Annotated in this window: 12 protein-coding genes; 8 read left to right on the forward strand and 4 right to left on the reverse strand. The window is 45.3% G+C overall.

The features are described from left to right. Positions 1-8 precede the first annotated feature (8 nt). The 6 genes from LDX50_RS18935 (at position 9) to LDX50_RS18960 (ending at position 12,600) form a co-directional block, all read left to right on the forward strand. The gene (locus tag LDX50_RS18935; protein ID WP_225697770.1) at positions 9-2,927 is read left to right on the forward strand and encodes a PKD domain-containing protein; all 2,919 of its coding nucleotides are present in this window, start codon (positions 9-11) and stop codon (positions 2,925-2,927) included. A 146-nt stretch (positions 2,928-3,073) separates the two neighbouring features. Further along, positions 3,074-6,517 (forward strand): hypothetical protein, encoded by a 3,444-nt coding sequence (locus LDX50_RS18940; RefSeq protein ID WP_225697771.1) that lies wholly within the window; start codon positions 3,074-3,076, stop codon positions 6,515-6,517. A 50-nt stretch (positions 6,518-6,567) separates the two neighbouring features. After that, positions 6,568-7,854, forward strand: coding sequence for a glycosyl hydrolase family 17 protein (locus LDX50_RS18945; protein ID WP_225697772.1), 1,287 nt, complete (start codon positions 6,568-6,570; stop codon positions 7,852-7,854). Further along, positions 7,851-9,344 carry a glycoside hydrolase family 30 protein gene (locus LDX50_RS18950; protein WP_225697773.1) on the forward strand — a complete coding sequence of 498 codons (1,494 nt, stop codon included), beginning with the start codon at positions 7,851-7,853 and terminating at the stop codon, positions 9,342-9,344. The genes LDX50_RS18945 and LDX50_RS18950 overlap by 4 nt, the downstream gene beginning before the upstream one ends. An 11-nt stretch (positions 9,345-9,355) precedes the next feature. Further along, on the forward strand, positions 9,356-11,710 hold the full coding sequence (locus LDX50_RS18955) for an MFS transporter (RefSeq protein WP_225697774.1): 2,355 nt from the start codon (positions 9,356-9,358) through the stop codon (positions 11,708-11,710). A 2-nt stretch (positions 11,711-11,712) separates the two neighbouring features. Further along, on the forward strand, positions 11,713-12,600 hold the full coding sequence (locus tag LDX50_RS18960; protein WP_225697775.1) for a glycoside hydrolase family 17 protein: 888 nt from the start codon (positions 11,713-11,715) through the stop codon (positions 12,598-12,600). Positions 12,601-12,651: 51 nt separating this feature from the next. On the opposite strand, the gene LDX50_RS18965 is transcribed toward LDX50_RS18960, so the two are convergent. Both LDX50_RS18965 and LDX50_RS18970 read right to left on the reverse strand, forming a co-directional pair. Next, positions 12,652-13,104: a peroxiredoxin family protein gene (locus tag LDX50_RS18965; protein ID WP_225697776.1), complete on the reverse strand. Its 453-nt coding sequence runs from the start codon at positions 13,102-13,104 to the stop codon at positions 12,652-12,654. A 53-nt stretch (positions 13,105-13,157) separates the two neighbouring features. Beyond that, a complete protein-coding gene (locus tag LDX50_RS18970) occupies positions 13,158-14,774 on the reverse strand; it encodes a sulfatase family protein (protein WP_225697777.1) in 1,617 nt (538 codons plus the stop codon). A 157-nt stretch (positions 14,775-14,931) separates the two neighbouring features. Between LDX50_RS18970 and LDX50_RS18975 the strand changes: the two genes are divergently transcribed. Continuing rightward, entirely contained in the window at positions 14,932-15,828 is an 897-nt protein-coding gene (locus LDX50_RS18975) for a Nif3-like dinuclear metal center hexameric protein (RefSeq protein ID WP_225697778.1), read from the forward strand. 6 nt (positions 15,829-15,834) lie between these two features. On the opposite strand, the gene LDX50_RS18980 is transcribed toward LDX50_RS18975, so the two are convergent. Both LDX50_RS18980 and LDX50_RS18985 read right to left on the reverse strand, forming a co-directional pair. Further along, positions 15,835-16,614, reverse strand: coding sequence for a glucose 1-dehydrogenase (locus LDX50_RS18980; RefSeq protein ID WP_225697779.1), 780 nt, complete (start codon positions 16,612-16,614; stop codon positions 15,835-15,837). Between the two features lie 20 nt (positions 16,615-16,634). Next, on the reverse strand, positions 16,635-18,440 hold the full coding sequence (locus LDX50_RS18985) for an acyl-CoA dehydrogenase family protein (RefSeq protein WP_225697780.1): 1,806 nt from the start codon (positions 18,438-18,440) through the stop codon (positions 16,635-16,637). Positions 18,441-18,628: 188 nt separating this feature from the next. Between LDX50_RS18985 and LDX50_RS18990 the strand changes: the two genes are divergently transcribed. Continuing rightward, positions 18,629-19,870, forward strand: coding sequence for an MFS transporter (locus LDX50_RS18990; RefSeq protein ID WP_225697781.1), 1,242 nt, complete (start codon positions 18,629-18,631; stop codon positions 19,868-19,870). The last annotated feature ends 17 nt before the right edge of the window (positions 19,871-19,887 follow it).

Raw genomic sequence — 19,887 nt, forward strand, 5'->3', positions numbered from 1 at the left:
AAATGACCATGAAATCTCTACTAAAAAACATCACCTTACTTGCCTTCCTGATCCTGGCGACTAATTTCTTCGGTTGCTCGGAAGATGACGAAGACAATCTTCCCAAGGTAATTGCAGGTTTTACGCAAAAGATCAACCAGGAATCCGGAACTGTCACATTTTTCAATACTTCAGAAAATGCTGACCAATACCTCTGGGATTTTGGAAATGATGAAACATCCACAGAAATCAATCCGATACGTACATTTTCAAACGGAACCTACACGGTAACGCTTACAGCAATAAATTTTGCAGGTGCATCCGATACCTTTGAGGACACCTTTACCATCGCGGTTCCTGAAACAGCTGCCCTGCCCATCACCTTCGATAACAGTGGTGTCAACTATGATCCAACTGTTTTCGGTGGAACTTCCTTTGAGGTAGTGAGCAATCCTGACCAGTCGGGATCAAACGATAAGGAAACCAATGTAGGGGCCATAACGAACAACGGCGAAGAATTTGAAGGGTTGTTTTTCGATCTTGGAAGATCTATCGATCTCACCACCGACAAGAGAATATCCATGAATTTCTGGTCGGAAGCTCCTATATCTGTCCTTATGAAACTTGAGGAAGGAACAGCAGCAGCCATCGAAACCACTGCAAATCACGGAGGATCCGGTTGGGAAAAAATCTCATTTGACTTCACATCCATTGCAGAATATAACCGCCTCACCATCTTCGTAGACGGCCCGGGCACTACCGCGGGAACATTCTACATAGACGACATCATCCAGGAATCAGCTTCTTCCGGCGGACCTGTATTGCCTACATCTCCAGCTCCTACCCCTTCACAGCCCGAATCGGATGTGATCTCGGTTTACAGTGACGCTTATACAGATGTTCCGGTTGAAGGATTTAATTTCTACGGTGCTGCAGCCTTTGAAGAAGTTGATATTGCTGGTAATAAAGCATTGAAATACACCTTCGTGGAAGGCGACGGAGGAAACTTCCAGGTTATTGAGCTGGGTGGTGCTAATCAGATTGATGCGGCAGCCGCAGGAATGACCAACTTCCGTTTCGATATTTGGTTTCCCAATGAGGTTGACGAAACATCGGCAATGCTCATGAAACTGGTAAACTTCGGCACATCAACTTCAGAAGGTCTCATTAACGTGAATCCTTCATCATCCCCGGCAATCGCCCAGGGATCATGGTTATCGTTTGACATCCCTTTCAGTGAGTTAGAATCGAATGGCCTTACAGAAAGCAGCAACATTCAGCAAATCGTGGTGGATCTGCTTACTTCGGGTGAAGTTTACATAGACAATATCTACTTCTACAAAACAGCAGGCAGCGGAGGCCCCATACCTCCTACCTCTCCGGCGCCAACACCTACAGATGCTCCGGAGAACGTGATATCCATTTACAGCGATGCGTACACCGATGTTGCCAGAGAGGGATTTAATTTTTACGGAAACGCGGCATTTGAAGAGGTGAGTATTTCGGGTAACGGAGCGTTGAAGTATACATTCGTTGAAACGGACGGCGGCAATTTCCAGGTAATGGAACTTGGAGGTGCGAATCAAATAGATGCTGCCGGAGCAGGAATGACAAACTTCCGCTTTGACCTTTGGTTCCCGAACGAACTGGATGAGAATTCGGCATTCCTGATGAAACTGGTTGACTTCGGCGCCACAACTTCTGAAGCACTGATCAACATCAATGCTTCATCAAGCCCGGCAATTGCCCAGGGCACATGGCTCCAGTTTGATCTTCCGTTTACTGAACTGGAAAGCAACGGTCTCGCCGGAAGCAGTAATATTCAGCAGGTAGTTGTCGACCTTATCAATTCAGGCGAAGTGTATATCGACAACATCTATTTCTATAAGCCTGCCGGTAGTAGTGGACCGGTGCCTCCGACTTCACCGGCACCTACCCCTACCCAATCTGCGGCTAATGTAATCTCAATTTACAGCGACGCATATACTGACGTAGCCAGAGAAGGCTTTAATTTTTACGGAAACGCAACATTTGAAGAGGTGAGTATTTCCGGAAACGGCGCATTGAAATATACTTTCGCTGAAGTGGATGGCGGTAACTTCCAGGTAATTGAACTTGGAGGCGCCAACCAGATTGATGCTGCAGCAGCAGGTATGACCAACTTCCGGTTTGATCTCTGGTTCCCTAATGATGTGGATGCAAATTCGGCATTCCTGATGAAACTGGTGGATTTTGGAGCCGTTACATCTGAAGCGTTGATCAATGTAAACGCTTCATCAAGCCCGGCAATCAAAAAGGGCCAGTGGCTACAGTTCGATATTCCGTTCTCGGTACTCCAAAGCAACGGACTTGCCGCAAGCAGCAATATCCAGCAACTGGTTATCGATCTTGTAAATTCAGGAGAGGTTTACATCGACAATATCTTCTTCTACAAAGAGGAGTCAATGCCATCCGGAAGCATCATTAACCTGACTTTCGATGATGCTGCATCCATTACCAACTGGATGCGCCTCGCCGATGCCAATAGCGACGAAGCAAGTATAGAGTGGGTTGCAGACGGCGGTGTACAGGGAGGAGCAATGAGGCTGTCGGGTCTTAATCCAACAGACGCAGCCGGAAAAGCATATATCTTCCAGCTCGATTTAACGGACCTGAACTATGACGGGGCGTCGAACGTCCGGCTGACGTTTGATATGAAACTTGGGGCTCCCCTTGTTGCAGCCGTTGTTCACCTCCAAACCAACATCCCTGGCGTTGGCGTGACAAACAACTATGAAATTCATGCACAGGGTCTGAATGAATCTATTTACACAAGCCTGACATTCGATTTTTCGGGTGTAGACGCAGCGGGTTCTACAATGATGATACATTTCAATATCGCAAGCGGAGCTGTTGTAGGTGCCGGTGGAGTTGTTCTGGTGGATAATATCAAACTGGTTAAGAACTAAACCAAAATTATGATATATTGGCCGTCGGTTTTTTTGTCGACGGCCAATATTGGTTTTTGAAACCTGGGTGGATAGCTCACAGCCGTCAGGCACGTTCAATCAGAAATGGACCCTTTTAAAACTACCAGGAAACTAACACCATATTAATGACAGAGACTACATTCAGGAACGTTGAATTAAAGGAAGCACAATTTGAAAATGAAACGTATTATTTCATTTCAAATTCAGACAGGATGCGGCCATTTTTCATGAGTATCGTAAGTGATTCAAATCACTGGATGTTCATTGGAAGCAATGGAGGAATAAGCGCAGGCAGGAAAAATTCAGATTATGCTCTCTTCCCTTATTATACGGATGATAAGATCATCGAGTCCGCAGAAATAACCGGAAGCAAGTCGATATTTAATGTCACTAAAAACGGAAAAAATCATATCTGGGAGCCATTCTCAATCCGATTTGCACATCTCTATTCCACCACCCGCAATCTCTACAAGAATGTTCATGGCAACAAAATTCTATTCGAAGAGATCAATCATGACCTCGGTCTTGCCTATCGGTATCAATGGAACTCCAGTGATATCTATGGTTTTGTGAAGAAAGTTCAACTCACCAATAACACAAATGACCCGGTTGAAGTAAAGGTTTTGGACGGTATCCAGAATATTATGCCCAGCGGTGTTGGGGCTGCAGTGCAAAATTCAAGCAGTAACCTCGTTGATGCCTACAAGCGCAATGAACTCATCGGGGAGGGCGGTATTGGTATTTTTGCCCTCAGCTCAATCATTGTAGATAAAGCTGAGCCAAGTGAAGCGCTGAAAGCCAATATCGCCTGGTCAGCAGGAATGGATAATCCTTCATACCTGCTTTCTTCATTACAGCTCGATTCATTTCGGAAAGGCCTTCCCATTCACCAGGAAAAGGATGTAAAGGCTGAGAAGGGTGCATATTTTGTGTTCAGTGAAATGACACTTAACGGCGGATCACAAAAAGACTGGATGATTGTGGCCAACGTGAACCTGTCTATTTCAGCTATTGTGGCTCTTTCAGAAGAAATAAAAAAGGGAGGTGATCTGGCAGAGAAAATTCAAAACGATATCGACAAGGGCACCAGGAGGCTGCTTGAGTTAAATGCTGCTGCAGATGCATTACAACTCTCAGAAGATAAATTCAGGAACACCCGGCACTATTCGAATACACTATTCAATATCATGCGCGGTGGCATTTTTGATCAGAATTATCTGATTGAAAAGAATGATTTGTACCGTTACCTGGCGAATGCCAACAAGGAAGTGGCCAAACAGGGTAAAACCATGCTCGACAATCTTCCGGAAGTATTTTCTCTTGATTCCTTGACTGAACTCGTTTCAAGGACAGATAGCACTACTCTGAAACGACTATGCCTGGAATATCTGCCACTCAAGTTCAGTCGGCGCCATGGAGACCCTAGTCGTCCGTGGAACCAGTTTTCCATCAATACAACGGATGAAAATGACGGGTCGAAAATACTGGACTATGAGGGCAACTGGCGCGATATTTTCCAGAACTGGGAAGCATTGGCCTACTCCTACCCTGAGTTCAGTGAGGGAATGATTTTCCGCTTCCTGAACGCATCCACTTTCGACGGTTACAATCCTTACCGCATTACCAAGAATGGCATTGACTGGGAACGCATCGAGGAAGATGATCCATGGTCGTATATCGGCTACTGGGGTGACCACCAGATCATTTATCTACTCAAATTCCTTGAATTTACAGAGGCCCACTATCCCGGTAAACTTAGCAGCTACTTCAACCAGGACCTGTTTGTCTATGCCAATGTTCCATATAAGATTAAGAGTTATCCTCAACTCTTAGCCAACCCAAAAGACACCATTGATTTCGATCATAAGAAGGATGAGGCTATCCTGAGCAGAATATCAAAAATTGGTGCGGATGGTGCACTTTTAAGTGATAAAAATGGTGACATCTACCAGGTTAATTTCATCGAAAAAATACTTGCCACCGTGCTGGCAAAAATGTCTAATTTCATTCCCGATGGCGGAATCTGGATGAATACGCAGCGACCGGAGTGGAATGACGCGAATAACGCCCTCGTTGGAAACGGTGTTTCAATGGTCACCCTCTACTACTTAATTCGCTTTTTAAAATTCTTCAACAACCTTCTGGAGAATACCGATGTCGAAAAAGTTCATGTTTCGGCTGAAGTGAATTCGCTCCTGGAACAAATGCATCAGGTTCTGAGTGAACATAGAAGCATTCTTTCTACATCTGTCTCTGATAAAGACCGTAAAAAAGTATTGGATGGCCTGGGTTCTGCTGCAAGCAGCTTCAGGGAGAAGGTATATTCAGAATCCTTCGATGGCAGGAAATCCGAGCTGGATCTTAGGCAGCTGAAAGACTTTAATGACCTTAGCCTGCAATATTTGATCAGGTCACTCCAGTCAAACAAGCGGGCCGACAAACTATATCATGCTTATAATTTGATGTCCGTTAACGGTTCGGATGAGGTTTCGATCTCATATCTGAGTGAAATGCTGGAAGGCCAGGTCTCGGTGCTAAGCAGCGGCCTCCTTTCCGCGGAAGAAACAGCTGATTTGCTGGATGCTATGAAGTCAAGTAAGTTATACCGGGAGGATCAAAACAGTTACCTTCTGTACCCGGAAAAAACTCTTCCGGGATTTATGGAAAAGAATAATATTCCTGCAGCGGCCGTTGCAGAATCTCCTCTCCTGAAGAAACTTGTAGAGGATGGAAACAGGCACATCATTGAAAAGGACATACAAGGAACATTCCACTTCAATGGCAATTTCAGGAATGCCGCAGATCTGGAAAAATCATTGAACAGCCTGAGCGACGGAAAGTACGGTGATTTGGCTAAATCAGATAAGGCAAAAGTCCTGCAAATATTTGAAGCGGTTTTTAATCACAAAGCATTTACGGGCAGATCGGGCACCTTCTACGGATACGAAGGCCTTGGTTCCATTTACTGGCATATGGTTTCAAAGCTATTGCTCGCGGTACAGGAATGTTGCCTTGCCGCCATTCACGGAAATGAAAACAAAGATGTGATTGACAGACTCATTACACATTATTATGAGATTCTTGACGGCATTGGAGTCCATAAATCGCCCGAGCTTTATGGAGCATTTCCTACTGATCCCTATTCGCATACACCAAAAGGTAAGGGTGCTCAACAGCCTGGAATGACCGGACAGGTTAAGGAAGATATCCTCTGCCGGATCGGAGAGCTGGGAATCGAGGTAGATCATGGGAAATTGCGCTTTAACCCGCGTATTCTAAAGAAAGAAGAGTTCCTTTCCCAAAGTGCTGATTTTGAATATATCGATATAAATCAGAATTGGAATAAGCATGCGGTGGAAAAGGGATGCCTTTGTTTTACATATTGCCAGGTGCCTGTAATCTATAAACTTTCAAGTACTGAAGGGATCCGGCTGAATTTAAATGATGGCTCAACCCGTGAGGTTTCTGGGTTGGCACTTGACCAGCAAGTGAGCAAAGATATATTTGAAAGAAACGGAATGATAGCAAGTATTACCGTAGAAATAAGTCCAGACAGGTTACTCTGTTGAAATGATGTAAATGAGAACAACATGGGTAACTCCGATAAAAAAGAACTATTATGAAACTGATTATAAATTTAATAATCGCAGGAGCGTTCTTTATTGTTGCGTGTAATCCAAAAAAAGGCGAAACCGATCAAGTGAAAGAGACTAAAACCAACGAAGTGACTGCAAAAGATATATTGGGAAATCCCGACTACCAGGCGATTTCCTTTGGAGGATACCGGGAGAAATCCAGGGAGATCCAGCCTACTGTGGGACAATTGAAGGAAGATATGCTGATCTTGTCGGCAATGGGAATAAAAATCCTTCGGACATACAATGTCCAGCTTCCCCACGCCTCCAATGTATTGAAGGCGATCAGTGAATTGAAGAAAGAGGATCCCGGTTTTGAGATGTACGTCATGCTGGGAGCATGGATCGACTGCAAAAATGCATGGACAGATCAGGCGCCGGATCATAATGTGGAAAGCGAGCAGAATGAGGGTGAAATCGCCCGTGCTGTTGCGCTTGCGAATCAGTACCCCGACATCGTAAAGATACTGGCTGTTGGAAATGAGGCGATGGTGAAATGGGCGGAAAGCTATTATGTACAACCCGGCGTTATCCTGAAATGGGTTCGTCATCTTCAGAAGCTGAAAGCTGAAGGGAAATTACCTGAAAGCCTCTGGATCACATGTTCTGATGATTTTGCCTCCTGGGGTGGCGGTGACCCGCTTTACCACACCAAAGATCTGGAAGACCTGATCAGAGAGGTCGATTATATTTCAATGCATACCTATCCATATCACAACTCTCATTATAACCCGGAATTCTGGTTTGTTCCCGAAGAAGAAGTGGATCTCTCTGACCGTGAAAAGATTGATGCTGCGATGATGCGCGCACTGAAGTTTGCTCAGAAACAGTATGATTCGGTTTCAACGTATGTCAGGAGTCTGGGTGTCAATAAACCAATCCATATCGGCGAGACAGGTTGGGCAACCACTTCAAACGGTCATTACGGTCCGCACGGTTCTAAAGCAACGGATGAATATAAACAGGGGCTGTATTACAAACACATGCGTGAATGGACCAATAGTGCAGGGATTTCATGTTTCTATTTCGAAGCCTTTGACGAACAATGGAAAGATGCCGGAAATCCCAAGGGTTCGGAAAACCATTTCGGCCTGTTTACGCTGGACGGCCATGCTAAATATCCGTTGTGGAATTTGGTGGATAAGGGAGTTTTCGGTGAGTTGACAAGGGGCGGAAACCGAATTTCAAACACTTATAATGGTGACAGCACTGCATTGTTTGCCGATGTAATGGTGCCACCCTCCCATCCGGAAGTTGAAATGAATAAATGAAATTGATCACAAAATATATTCCCGTCCTGTTATCTATCCTCATGATGGGAGGATGTAAAACCGATATGAAAGCGCCTGCGATTGAAGTATATGAGACCTCTGCCGATGGCCATAAGCTTACCCGGCTCACCTCCTTTGATGAAGAAAGCAATAGATCGGTTATCAAACTGATCCCCGAAGATGAATATCAGACCATTACCGGTTTCGGCGGATCATTTACAGAGGCATCGGCTTACGTACTCAATCAGCTGAGTCCTCAAAACAGGGACACTGTACTCGAAGCATACTTCGGAGATTCCGGCGCCAGATATTCCCTCACGCGGACGCACATGAACTCCAGTGACTTTTCGCTGGGCAATTACTCCTACGCACCAATGGAAAATGACATGGAACTGACCCATTTTTCGTTGGATGAGGATAAGGATGACATCATTCCGATGATCAGGGATGCGATGAAGAAATCGACGGAAGGCTTCAAAATCATTGCCTCGCCCTGGACTGCCCCTCCATGGATGAAAGACAATAAGAACTGGGTTGGAGGAAGACTTCTGCCGGAATACAATGATGTCTGGGCTTTGTTTTTCGCAAAATATGCAGACTCTATGAAGTCGGAGGGAATTGATATCTGGGCGTTTACTGTCGAAAACGAGCCACTGGGAAATGGCAACAACTGGGAAAGTATGCATTTTACACCCGGGGAGATGACACTCTTCGTTCAAAATCACCTCGGTCCGATTCTGGAAAGAGAAGGAAAGGCAGACATTAAGATTTTGGGTTACGACCAAAACCGTGAGCACCTTCGGGAATGGGTAGACGACATGTACCGCAATGAGCAAAGCTCCAAATATTTCAGCGGTACGGCCATCCACTGGTATGCGAGCACTTTCGAGGTATTCCCGGATGAATTGCGCTACGCCCACGAAAAGGCTCCTGATAAACACCTGATACAGACAGAGGCCTGCATCGATGCTGAAGTTCCCAAATGGAAGGATGATGCCTGGTACTGGTCGAAGGAAGCCACCGACTGGGGTTGGGACTGGGCGCCGGAGGAAGACAAGCACCTTCATCCAAAGTATGTACCAACATATCGTTATGCTCGTGACATCATTGGTTGCCTCAATAACTGGGTGGACGGATGGGTTGACTGGAATATGGTGTTGAACACCCAGGGCGGTCCAAACTGGTTTAAGAACTGGTGCGTTGCTCCGGTAATTGCAGATACAGAAAATGATGAAGTGTACTTCACACCACTCTACTATGTGATGAGCCATTTCAGCCGGTTTATCAGACCGGGAGCGAAAAGAATTGGATTTGAATCGGAAGATAAGGAGATGATGGTAACAGCAGCGAAGAATCCAGACGGTTCCATTGTGGCAGTGGTTTTCAATCCAACAACAGAGAAGAAGAATTTTTCATTGAATATCGGTGAAGAATCATCATTAATTTCTATTAACCAACAAGCCATTCAAACCATCATAATAGCACCTTAACCCCCGACAATATGACTAAATCAACCCAAACAAGCGTCGCACAGGTACCCTTTGGTCTTAAGGTTGCCTTTGGTATTGGTATGCTTGCCAACCAAATGTTTCCGGCCGCATTGAGCATCTTCATGGTTGTTCTGGTTCAGGACCTGGGTTTCCCGGGATGGATGTGGGGCGTCCTGTTTTTTCTGCCCCGGGTATTTGATGCCTTTAGTGATCCGATTATGGGATTTATTTCCGATAACACTAAATCAACATGGGGCAGACGAAGACAATACGTGTTTCTGGGAGCCCTGGTCATGGGTATTTCCTTTATTATCATGTGGCAATTGTACAGGGTTAACGGTGTAACCTATAATTTTACATTCTTCCTGATCTGGTCATTCATATTCTACCTCGGGTTAACCATATTCAGTGTTCCGTACGTGGCCATGGGGTATGAAATGAGTACCGATTTCCATGAACGAACCGATATAATGGCTGTCGCCCAGTGGATCGGTCAGTGGGCATGGGTTATTGCACCCTGGTTCTGGGTTGTAATGTACGACCCCGACTGGTTTGAATCTGCCGATGTGGCCACACGAACGCTTGCGATCTGGGTTGGCGTGATCTGTATGATATTTGCTATGGTGCCCGCCATATTTATTAAGAGCAGATCAACGCTGAATGAAAATTATTCGCCTCTCACCTTGAAGCATATCGGCACAGGTCTGAAGGAAATTTTAAATGGATTTGTCGAATCATTTAAAATAAAGCCTTTCAGAAAACTGTGCATTGCCACATTCTTCATCTTCAACGCGTTCAATACGATTGCAGCATTCTCCTTCTTTATAGTTGTTTATTATCTTTTCAACGGTGATGCAGCAGCAGCAGGAGTCTGGCCTACCCTTTTCGGAAGTATCGGCGCGCTGGTCACAACTTTTGCTGTGATACCTGTAGTGGCGCGCATGTCGAAGAAGACAGGAAAGAAAAAAGCTTTCCTCATCTCGCAGGGTATCTCCATTATCGGATACATTATGCTTTGGTTTCTATTTATACCTGGCAAACCATACATGTTCATTTTCGCGTTGCCATTTTTCTCCTTCGGCATAGGCAGTTTGTTTGTTCTGATGATGTCAATGACAGCCGATGTGATAGATCTCGATGAACTCACCTCCGGAAAACGACGCGAGGGTATATTCGGGGCAATTTACTGGTGGATGGTGAAGTTCGGCTTTGCCATTGCCGGACTGTTAAGCGGTGCAATCCTATCCGTTGTTGGATTTGATCCGGATGCCGCATCTCAAACTGAAGGAGCTATTATAGGACTCAGAGCATTCTATTCTGGCGTTCCCATACTAGGTACATTGGTTGCAATGATTGTCATGTGGAATTATGATGTAACTGAAGATCGAGCTCATGAAATTCGCGCAGAACTTGACAAACGTAAAGAAGGTCCGGAAGAGAAACCCCTCACATATTATCAAGCGGAAAAGCTGCTGTCTCTTGTAAGGCTCGATATCAAAAATGGCCTTGAGACGGATATGGATTTTGCTGCGATGAACCATCTGGAAATCAAACAGCACTATGCTGAATCCTTAAGAAGGGGTATGCACGGATTGTGTTTCAGTCCGTATGAAGAGGGCCAGGATATCGGCGATATTTTAACAGAATCCCAAATCCGTCGACGTATGGGTGTGATTACTCCATATACCAAATGGGTGCGTTCCTTCTCCTGTACAGAAGGTAATGAATTCATTCCGAAGGTCGCCCGTGAAAGGGGTTTGAAGACCATGGTAGGAGCCTGGATCAGCAAGGATAAGGCACAAAATGAAAAAGAGATCAATTCACTAATTGAACTGGCAAAGTCGGGAGTGGTGGATATCGCTGCAGTTGGGAACGAAGTTTTGCTTCGCGGTGAATTAAGCAAGGATGAATTAATCCATTACATTAAGCGTGTGAAAGAGGCTTTGCCAAATATCCAGGTCGGATGTGTGGATACCTATTATCAATTCTACGAACATCCGGACCTGGCTGATGCCTGTGATGTTCTGCTTGCCAACTGTTATCCTTTCTGGGAAGATTGCGACATTGACAAGGCCACTGTCTACCTCGATCAAATGTATCAGGTTGTGAACAAGGTTTCAAAGGGAAAACCTGTTATTATTGCAGAAACCGGATGGCCGGGAGGTGGTGAAGATCACAAAAGCGCCAAACCATCCCCTGAAAATGCGATGAAATATTTCGTCAATGTGAATAACTGGCGACAAAAACAAAACATCGAAGTATTCTACTTCTCCTCATTCGATGAATCCTGGAAAGTTCACCATGAAGGTGACGTAGGCCAGCGATGGGGAATTTGGGACAAAAATGAAAAATTAAAATACAGTTAACGATGTCAAAACGTTCAGAGCGATTCTTATCTCTTTCGGCTGTAAAGCTATCAACTGCGAACCGTCAGGAATTAATTGAATTGTATAAAAAAACCCTTGAACAGGGAATGCATGGATTGTGCTTCAGTCCGTACACGGAAGGGCAACAACCTGGAGATCAGCTTTCAGAAAGTCAGATTCGTCACAGGATGGAAATCATAAAGCCCTACACCAAATGGGTACGGTCGTTTTCCTGTACCGACGGAAATGAACTCATTCCCAAAATAGCAAAGGAATACGGGATTAAAACCCTGGTGGGTGCCTGGCTTGGCGATGACCCGGAGATCAATAACCGGGAAATTGAAAATTTAATCAAGGTAGCAAGAGAAGGCTATGTCGATATCGCTGCCGTAGGTAACGAGGTAATGTACCGCGGTGATCTGACTGAAGAGGAATTGCTTCAATTTATACACCGGGTGAAAGAAGCGCTCCCGGATGTTCAGGTTGGCTATGTGGACGCATACTACGAATTTGCCGACAGGCCTAAAATCACGGATGCTTGTGACGTCCTTTTGGCCAACTGCTATCCGTTCTGGGAAGGATGCCACAGCGATTACTCCCTTCTGTACATGAAGGAAATGTACAACATGGCGGTGAACGCGGGCAAAGGAAAAAAGGTGATCATCACCGAAACCGGGTGGCCGAGCCAGGGAACCAGTCTGAACGGGGCAGATCCTTCAGAAGAGAATTTCATGAGTTACTTCATCAATACCCAGCAATGGTCCAAAGAAGACGATATTGAGATCTTCTATTTTTCATCCTTTGATGAATCCTGGAAAGTAGGTGCAGAAGGTGACGTTGGTGCATACTGGGGTATCTGGGATAAGGATGAAAATCCCAAATTTCATTGAATATCAGAAAATCGTATCCGGTAGTTTCTTGTGCCGGATACATTTCACGATCTATAGAACAGAAAGGATCTTATCTATGGGTGTCTCACCAATAAATTCATTCTGAAGCTTCCCGTCTCCCGAATATACATACACCGACGGCGTGGGTATCGATCCGTAGTGGGCAACAATATGCTCGGGCAGCGCAAATCCAAAATGGAAATTGGTCAGGCCATTCAATTTGTATTCAATGGCAAATTGCTGGTTCTCATAATTGGAAGAGCTTGATACAAAGTATACCTGGTAGTCATTGAAACTTTCCAGGTTTTTCTGAATCTGAACTGCTTCCCGCTGACAATGATCACACCCTGGCTGATACAGGACAACCATGCTCTTCCCCTCTAATTCATCCATTTGCATTGTGGAGCCATCGATAAGCTTCACCGGGATTGAAGGAAGATCATTGGGTTCCTGGCTACAGGCTTGTAGAAAAATGACTAAACACAGGTACTTAAAATATTTCATGACGGAAATATACTAAAATATACAACTGTATTCAGGCATTTGAAAGAATTGATCTACTCCTCAAAGTGCAGCTTAATATACATGCTGTCGAGCGCTTCTGAATCGCCGTATTTCTGGCGTAACTTACCCAGGCGGATCGTTAGATCTGCCACCACTTCGGCATAATCCGGATCATTGTAGACGTTGTGCATTTCCATGGGATCTTTCTTTCTGTCAAACAGCTCCCATTCATCCACATCATAGTAAAAGTGAATGAGTTTATACTCTTCAGTAACAATGCCATAATGCCGTTTTACCATGTGCACTGCGGGATATTCATAATAATGATAATAGACTTCCTCCCGTGTCCACAGATCATTCTGACCCTTTAAAAGCGGAACCAGGCTTTCTCCCTGCATATCATCAGGCGCCGGAATATCTGCCATCTCAAGCATCGTTTGGGCAAAATCAAGATTTTGAACCATTTCGGTGGTCCGACTGCCCGGCGTCACTACTCCCGGCCAACGTATAAGCAAAGGTGTTTTGAATGATTCATCATAGATAAATCGTTTATCAAACCAGCCGTGCTCACCCAGGTAAAATCCCTGATCTGACGTATATATCACGATTGTATTCTCGGCTAGCCCGCTTTCCTCAAGATAGTCCAGCACCCGGCCGATATTATCATCCACAGATGATATGCATGCCAGATAATCCTGCATGTACCGCTGATATTTCCACCGCATTTTATCTTCCATACTGAGACCTGCCCAGTTCTCCTTAAACCAGGAATTGATCGAATCAAGGGTGGGGTCGTACAACGCCTTCTGCGCCGGAGTGGCCCTGTTATACGGACCGTAGAATTCATCCCAGGGCAACGGCTCCACATAGGGTTCCACATCTCCCATAGCTTCAAGCGTCTCCGGTCTTATTTTCGAATCATGACTATATCGCTGGTGCATCAGGATATTCATTTCTGCATCACGTGCAGCCGTACCCCTGCCTTCATAGTTATCAAACAGAGTTGGAGGCTCAGGAAACTGCTTCTTAGTGAATTCGGCAAACTTATCCGGACGAGGCCACCAGGGTCGGTGGGGAGCTTTGTGCAGGTACATCATCATGAAAGGCTTTTCCTTATCCCTGCCTTCTTCGAGCCAGCCGAGTGTCAGATCAGTAATTATATCAGTAACATAGCCTTCAATGGTAGTATCGCCTTCCGGGGTGATAAATTTCGGATTGATATAGTTACCCTGCCCGGGCAAAATCATAAAGTCATCCACACCTTTCGGATTATTACCGAAATGAAGTTTGCCATACATGGCTGTCTGATATCCCGCCTTCTGAAACAGTTGCGGAAATGTAACCTGCGTGGAATCAAATGGCCGCCGGTTGTCGACCTTCCCATGAATGTGAGTATGTTTTCCTGTCAGGATCGTTGCACGTGAAGGAGCGCATATCGAATTCGTCACGCTGGCGTTCGTGAACAGCATACCTTCCTTTGCTATCCTGTCAATATTTGGTGTCTCGATGAGGTGATTGCTATACGCGCTGATGGCCTGATAGGCATGATCATCCGACATGATAAATAATATGTTTGGCCGCTGAGGCTCTTCGGGTGATTCTTCCGAAGTTGAACAGGAAACAAACACGATAAGTGCAAAAAGGATTGTAAAGAGATTTCTGATTATCATAGGACAGGGATTATTCTGATACAAAATAGTCAATTCAGTCCGAATACAGAAACCGAATTCTTTTTCAGCAAAATGTGTAAGTGAAGAAACCAGTTGCTTGTGAGATTTTAATCTTTACCGATATGCATTAACTTGTAATCCGCTTAATAATCAAATCATGAAAGAACTAACCCCGAATCGCAGAATGTTCATTAAATCACTTGGAGTCGCATCAGCCTCCTCCCTTCTACTGCCATCCGGGGTTTTCGGAGGGATCCCGATTTGGTCAACAACGGTGGGTGATATCATCGACCGGTTTATCGGAGAGGTATCAGGTGCACCCTTTTCACAAACGGTAGACACACTTAAAGCCGGCCGGCGGGATATGGAAGTGACCGGTGTGGTGACCACCATGTTCGCAACCATCGATGTTATTGAAAAGGCACACAGCCTGAATGCCAATTTCATCATTGCTCATGAGCCGACTTTTTATAACCACCTCGATGATACAGAATGGCTCGAGCAGGATGATGTTTACCTGTACAAAAAGGAACTTCTGGAAAAGTATGCCATGTCGGTCTGGCGTAATCATGATTATGTCCATACTCTATATCCAGACGGCGTTCAGCAGGGAGTAGTCGATCGGCTGGAGTGGAATGATTACTTTGACCCGGACAACCGAAACCGTTACAGGATACCTGCCATGACGCTGGAATCACTGATTGAACATTTAAAAAAGAGTCTCGGAATCAAGACCGTCCGTTATATAGGAAATCCGGATCAATCCTGCAGCAGGATATTGCTTATGCCGGGGGCTTCAGGGGGAAGACGGCAAATTTCACTTACGAGCGCTGAAAAGCCGGATGTGCTGATATGCGGAGAAATATCCGAATGGGAAACGGCAGAATACATTCGTGATGCACGTTCCAAAGGCGATTCCATATCCCTGATCGTGCTCGGTCATGCTGATAGTGAAGAGCCGGGTTCGGCATTTATGGCCGAGTGGATGGGAGCAAATTTTCCGAACATACCGGTAACAAATATCCCGGCAACAAATCCATTCTCATTCAGGTAAGTGAGATCAGCCTGAAATCAGGTATCCCCCGTCTGCAGCGTATACTCCGCCGGTCATGTAGGATCCGGCATCGGAAGCCAGCAACATTACCAACCCGGCCATTTCCTCTGGTTCAGCAATCCTGTGTAGGGGCACCGCACTCATGTATCCCTCAACGAGTTTATCATTTTTCCATAACCCTTCGCTGAATTTTGTCTTTATCAGGCCGGGACATACCACGTTTGACCGGATACCATAGGGCCCCCACTCCTTCGCCTGGTTTTTTGTAAGCATAATGAGGGCTGATTTGGTAACACTGTACAACCCAAGACCAAACCCGGGATGAATCCCTTCTACTGAAGAAATATTGATGATGCTGCCCCCTTTATTAGCCTTCATATGCGGTAACACAAGGTTCGAAAGAATCCAGGGCGCCTTCACATTTACATCCATTATCTTGTCAAAAACCATTTCATCGGCGCTTTCCAGCGGACCGTAAAACGGATTAATTGCCGCGTTATTTACCAGTATATCAATCCGACCGTAATGCTTCATTGCTGCCGATATGAGGGACTCCCGTTGTTTGGCATCTCCTACATGGCATTCAATACCGATGGCTTCGAGCCCCATGGCATTAAATTCTTCAGCAACCGCGTCGACAGCCTCCTGTTTTCGGCTGCTGATGATAACGCGTGCACCGCTCTCCGCCAGGCCCTGTGCAATATACTTTCCAATACCCTTTGATGCCCCGGTAACAATAGCGACCCTTCCATCCAGATCAAACTGTGATTTAATATTTTTTGTCATGCAGGTTTATACTTAAAGTCCTATGAAAATAGTTCAGAATCATCCTGGAGTGTAATCGCTTCCTTATCCATCAATGTAACGGAAAGACCTATCGCCTTTGGCATTTCATATCGAAAATAGAATTTCATGGCTTGTAATTTAGCGCGGGTAAAGGCTGTTGATTCGTTACCACCTTTTTCCGGATCTATGGCCGTCAACGCAATTTCAAGCCATTGCCAGCCCACTACGATGATCCCCATATATTCCATAAGGATTGTAGCGTCCGACAAAAATCGCTCGTAGTCACCTTTTTGGGCAAACTCCATGAGAAAATTCACAATTTCATCCGTTAAACTAATTGTTGATCTGAGAACATCGGCAGCGGGTTTCAGGACTTCTGTTTCGGAGGCCCGACTGACAGTTTCGCGAATCTCATCCATGAGAAGTTTGTACGCCATGCCATTCTCCATGGTCATTTTTCTGCCAAGCAGGTCCAGTGATTGTATGCCGGTAGTACCTTCATAGATCGAGAATATTCGTATATCCCGGTAATACTGTTGTAGCACAAAATCTTCACAAAAGCCATAACCACCAAGTACCTGCAACCCCGCACTCACCGAATCAATACCCTTTTCAGCGGGGTATGTCTTGGTGAGTGGGGTCAAAATATCAAGGAGATGATTGTACTTCTTTCGGGTTTCAGGATCTGAATGAGATTCAGCCAGATCCTGGTACCGGGCTGATAGCAGGACAAGGCTTAACGAGCCCTCGGCCACAACTCTCTGTGACATCAGCATGCGTTTCACATCAGGGTGATTGATAATCAGCGTCTGTTCCTCCTGCGGGTTCTTATCCCCTGAGGAAGAAAGCTTTCGGCCTTGTGGACGTTCCCTGGCATAGGTAAGTGATGAATGATATGCCGCTGTTGCTATGGCAGCTGCGCCCCTACCCACCGCTATACGGGCTGTATTCATCATTTTGAACATGTAGTTAAGCCCTTCATTTGCATTTCCTACAAGCCACCCCCGGCAATCATCCCCGTCACCAAATGACAGATGCGTCGTACAATAACCTTTTTGGCCGAGTTTCTGAAAATCACCCAGCGTGTTCACATCGTTGGGATGCAGTGTTCCGTCTTTTTCGGGTCGTAATTTAGGAACCACAAACAAGGAAATACCCTTTGTTCCTGCAGGCGCGCCTTCAATCCGTGCGAGCAGAAGATGCACAACATTCTTAACACCCCGATAGTCCCCTCCTGAAATGAAGATTTTCTGTCCGTGAATTTTATAAGCCTCCCCATCAGGCACCGCTGAGGTCACAATATCAGATAATGAGCTTCCGGCCTGTGGTTCAGTCAGACACATTGTACCGGACCATTCACCTGCCAGCATATTCGGGACGTACATTTTTTTAAGTGACTCAGAGCCAAAGTGCTGAATAAGTTCTGCAGCTCCTGCAGTTAGTCCGGCATATCCCGGCAAGTGATTATTTGCCGTTTCCTTAATAAATGCAGCTGCTGAAAGCACCATATTCGGTAGCTGTAAACCACCAGTATCCTGCTCAAAAGTTGCCCCTATGAATCCCGATTCACCGCACAGTTTCAGAAACCTGACTACCTGGGGATGAACAATGATTTCACCATCCCTGTAAAATGCAGGGTCCCGGTCCATTTCGCGAAAGTATGGATACATTTCCTTATCTGAGAACTCCTTTACCGAATCGAGGTAATCATTGATTGCCGATGTGTCATATTCCCTGAAACGATTCATTTCGAGGATGCGACTCAGCTTATGCACATCAAACAGCAGGAATTTGAGGGTAGACAGGTCTACATATTGATCTTTCATAACGGAAGGATTACTTCACGATCAATATAGAAAAATTCTTCCAGTACTGGCGGGGCTTAGAAACACAAAGAAATTAAGCGTCATACCTTCTTTCGTATCAAATAACCCAATGAATCTATTGTTTACTATGTACGGGAAAGTTCAATAAATTATCGGAAGTTTGCCGACATACCAACTTCTCAATTAAAATGAAAGTTGCGCTGGGTCTTCGGAGGAATTGGCAACAATTCACTATACTTCTTGTGATCAATGCTTTTGTAGGTGGAATGGTCGGATTGGAAAGAACGATCCTACCTCAAATTGCGGAGGCTGATTTTGCGGTTGCGGCCAAAACAGCCATACTTTCCTTCATCATTGTATTCGGAGTATCAAAAGCAATAACCAACTACTATGCAGGTGCATTCGCCAACCGTTTTGGAAGAAAAAGACTTCTTGTCCTGGGATGGTTATTCGGTTTGCCAGTACCCTTGATCCTGATCTATGCAGGCAGCTGGAATGCCATTATCGCAGCAAATATTTTACTGGGGATAAACCAGGGACTCACATGGTCCAGCACCATTGTCATGAAAATTGATCTGGTTGGTCCCAGGAACCGGGGTTTCGCGATGGGCCTGAATGAATCGGCAGGATATCTCGCTGTAGGGGTCGTAGCTTTTCTTACAGGATGGATTGCCTCTGAATATGGCCTGCGCCCCTATCCTTTCTATATGGGTATCGCATTTGTACTCATTGGGCTATTCGGAAGTATCCTACTGGTTAAAGATACCATTCATCATGTGAGTATCGAATCCGAAACCAGTAGTGTACCTCTTCTTAGGAACGTTTTTCTGGATACAACATGGCTTAACCCCAATCTTGGATCAATCACTCAGGCAGGGTTAGTGAATAACCTGAATGATGGAATGATCTGGGGACTCTTTCCAATTCTCCTGGTAAGTAAAGACTTTACGTTGGAAGAGGTTGGGAAAATTGTGGCGGTCTATCCAATTGTTTGGGGGCTGGGTCAGTTAGTCACAGGAAAAGTTGCCGATCATCTCAATAAAAAATCAATGTTGATTTGGGGAATGGTGATCCAGGGAATTGCAATTCTGGGAATGTCATTCGCCTTAACCCTGAATCAGTTCCTGGCACTAAGTTGTACCCTCGGTTTAGGAACCGCCATCGTATACCCAACGTTTATGGCGGCAATTTCAGATTATACCAATCCACTGCAGCGTGCCAGGAGCATCGGTGTCTTCAGGTTATGGCGTGACCTGGGATATGCCATTGGCGCAATTCTGACAGGTATTGTAGCCGACAAATTCGGAATCTTCAGTTCCGTACGTCTTACAGCGATCATTACCCTGGTATCCGCTGTAATAATCCTGATAAGAATGCAAAACCCGGCCAAACAGCCCGATTCAAACATCATGTCACAGAACATTACTTAATTAATATTCGTATACTA

The sequence above is a fragment of the Fulvivirga sedimenti genome, from assembly GCF_020328055.1.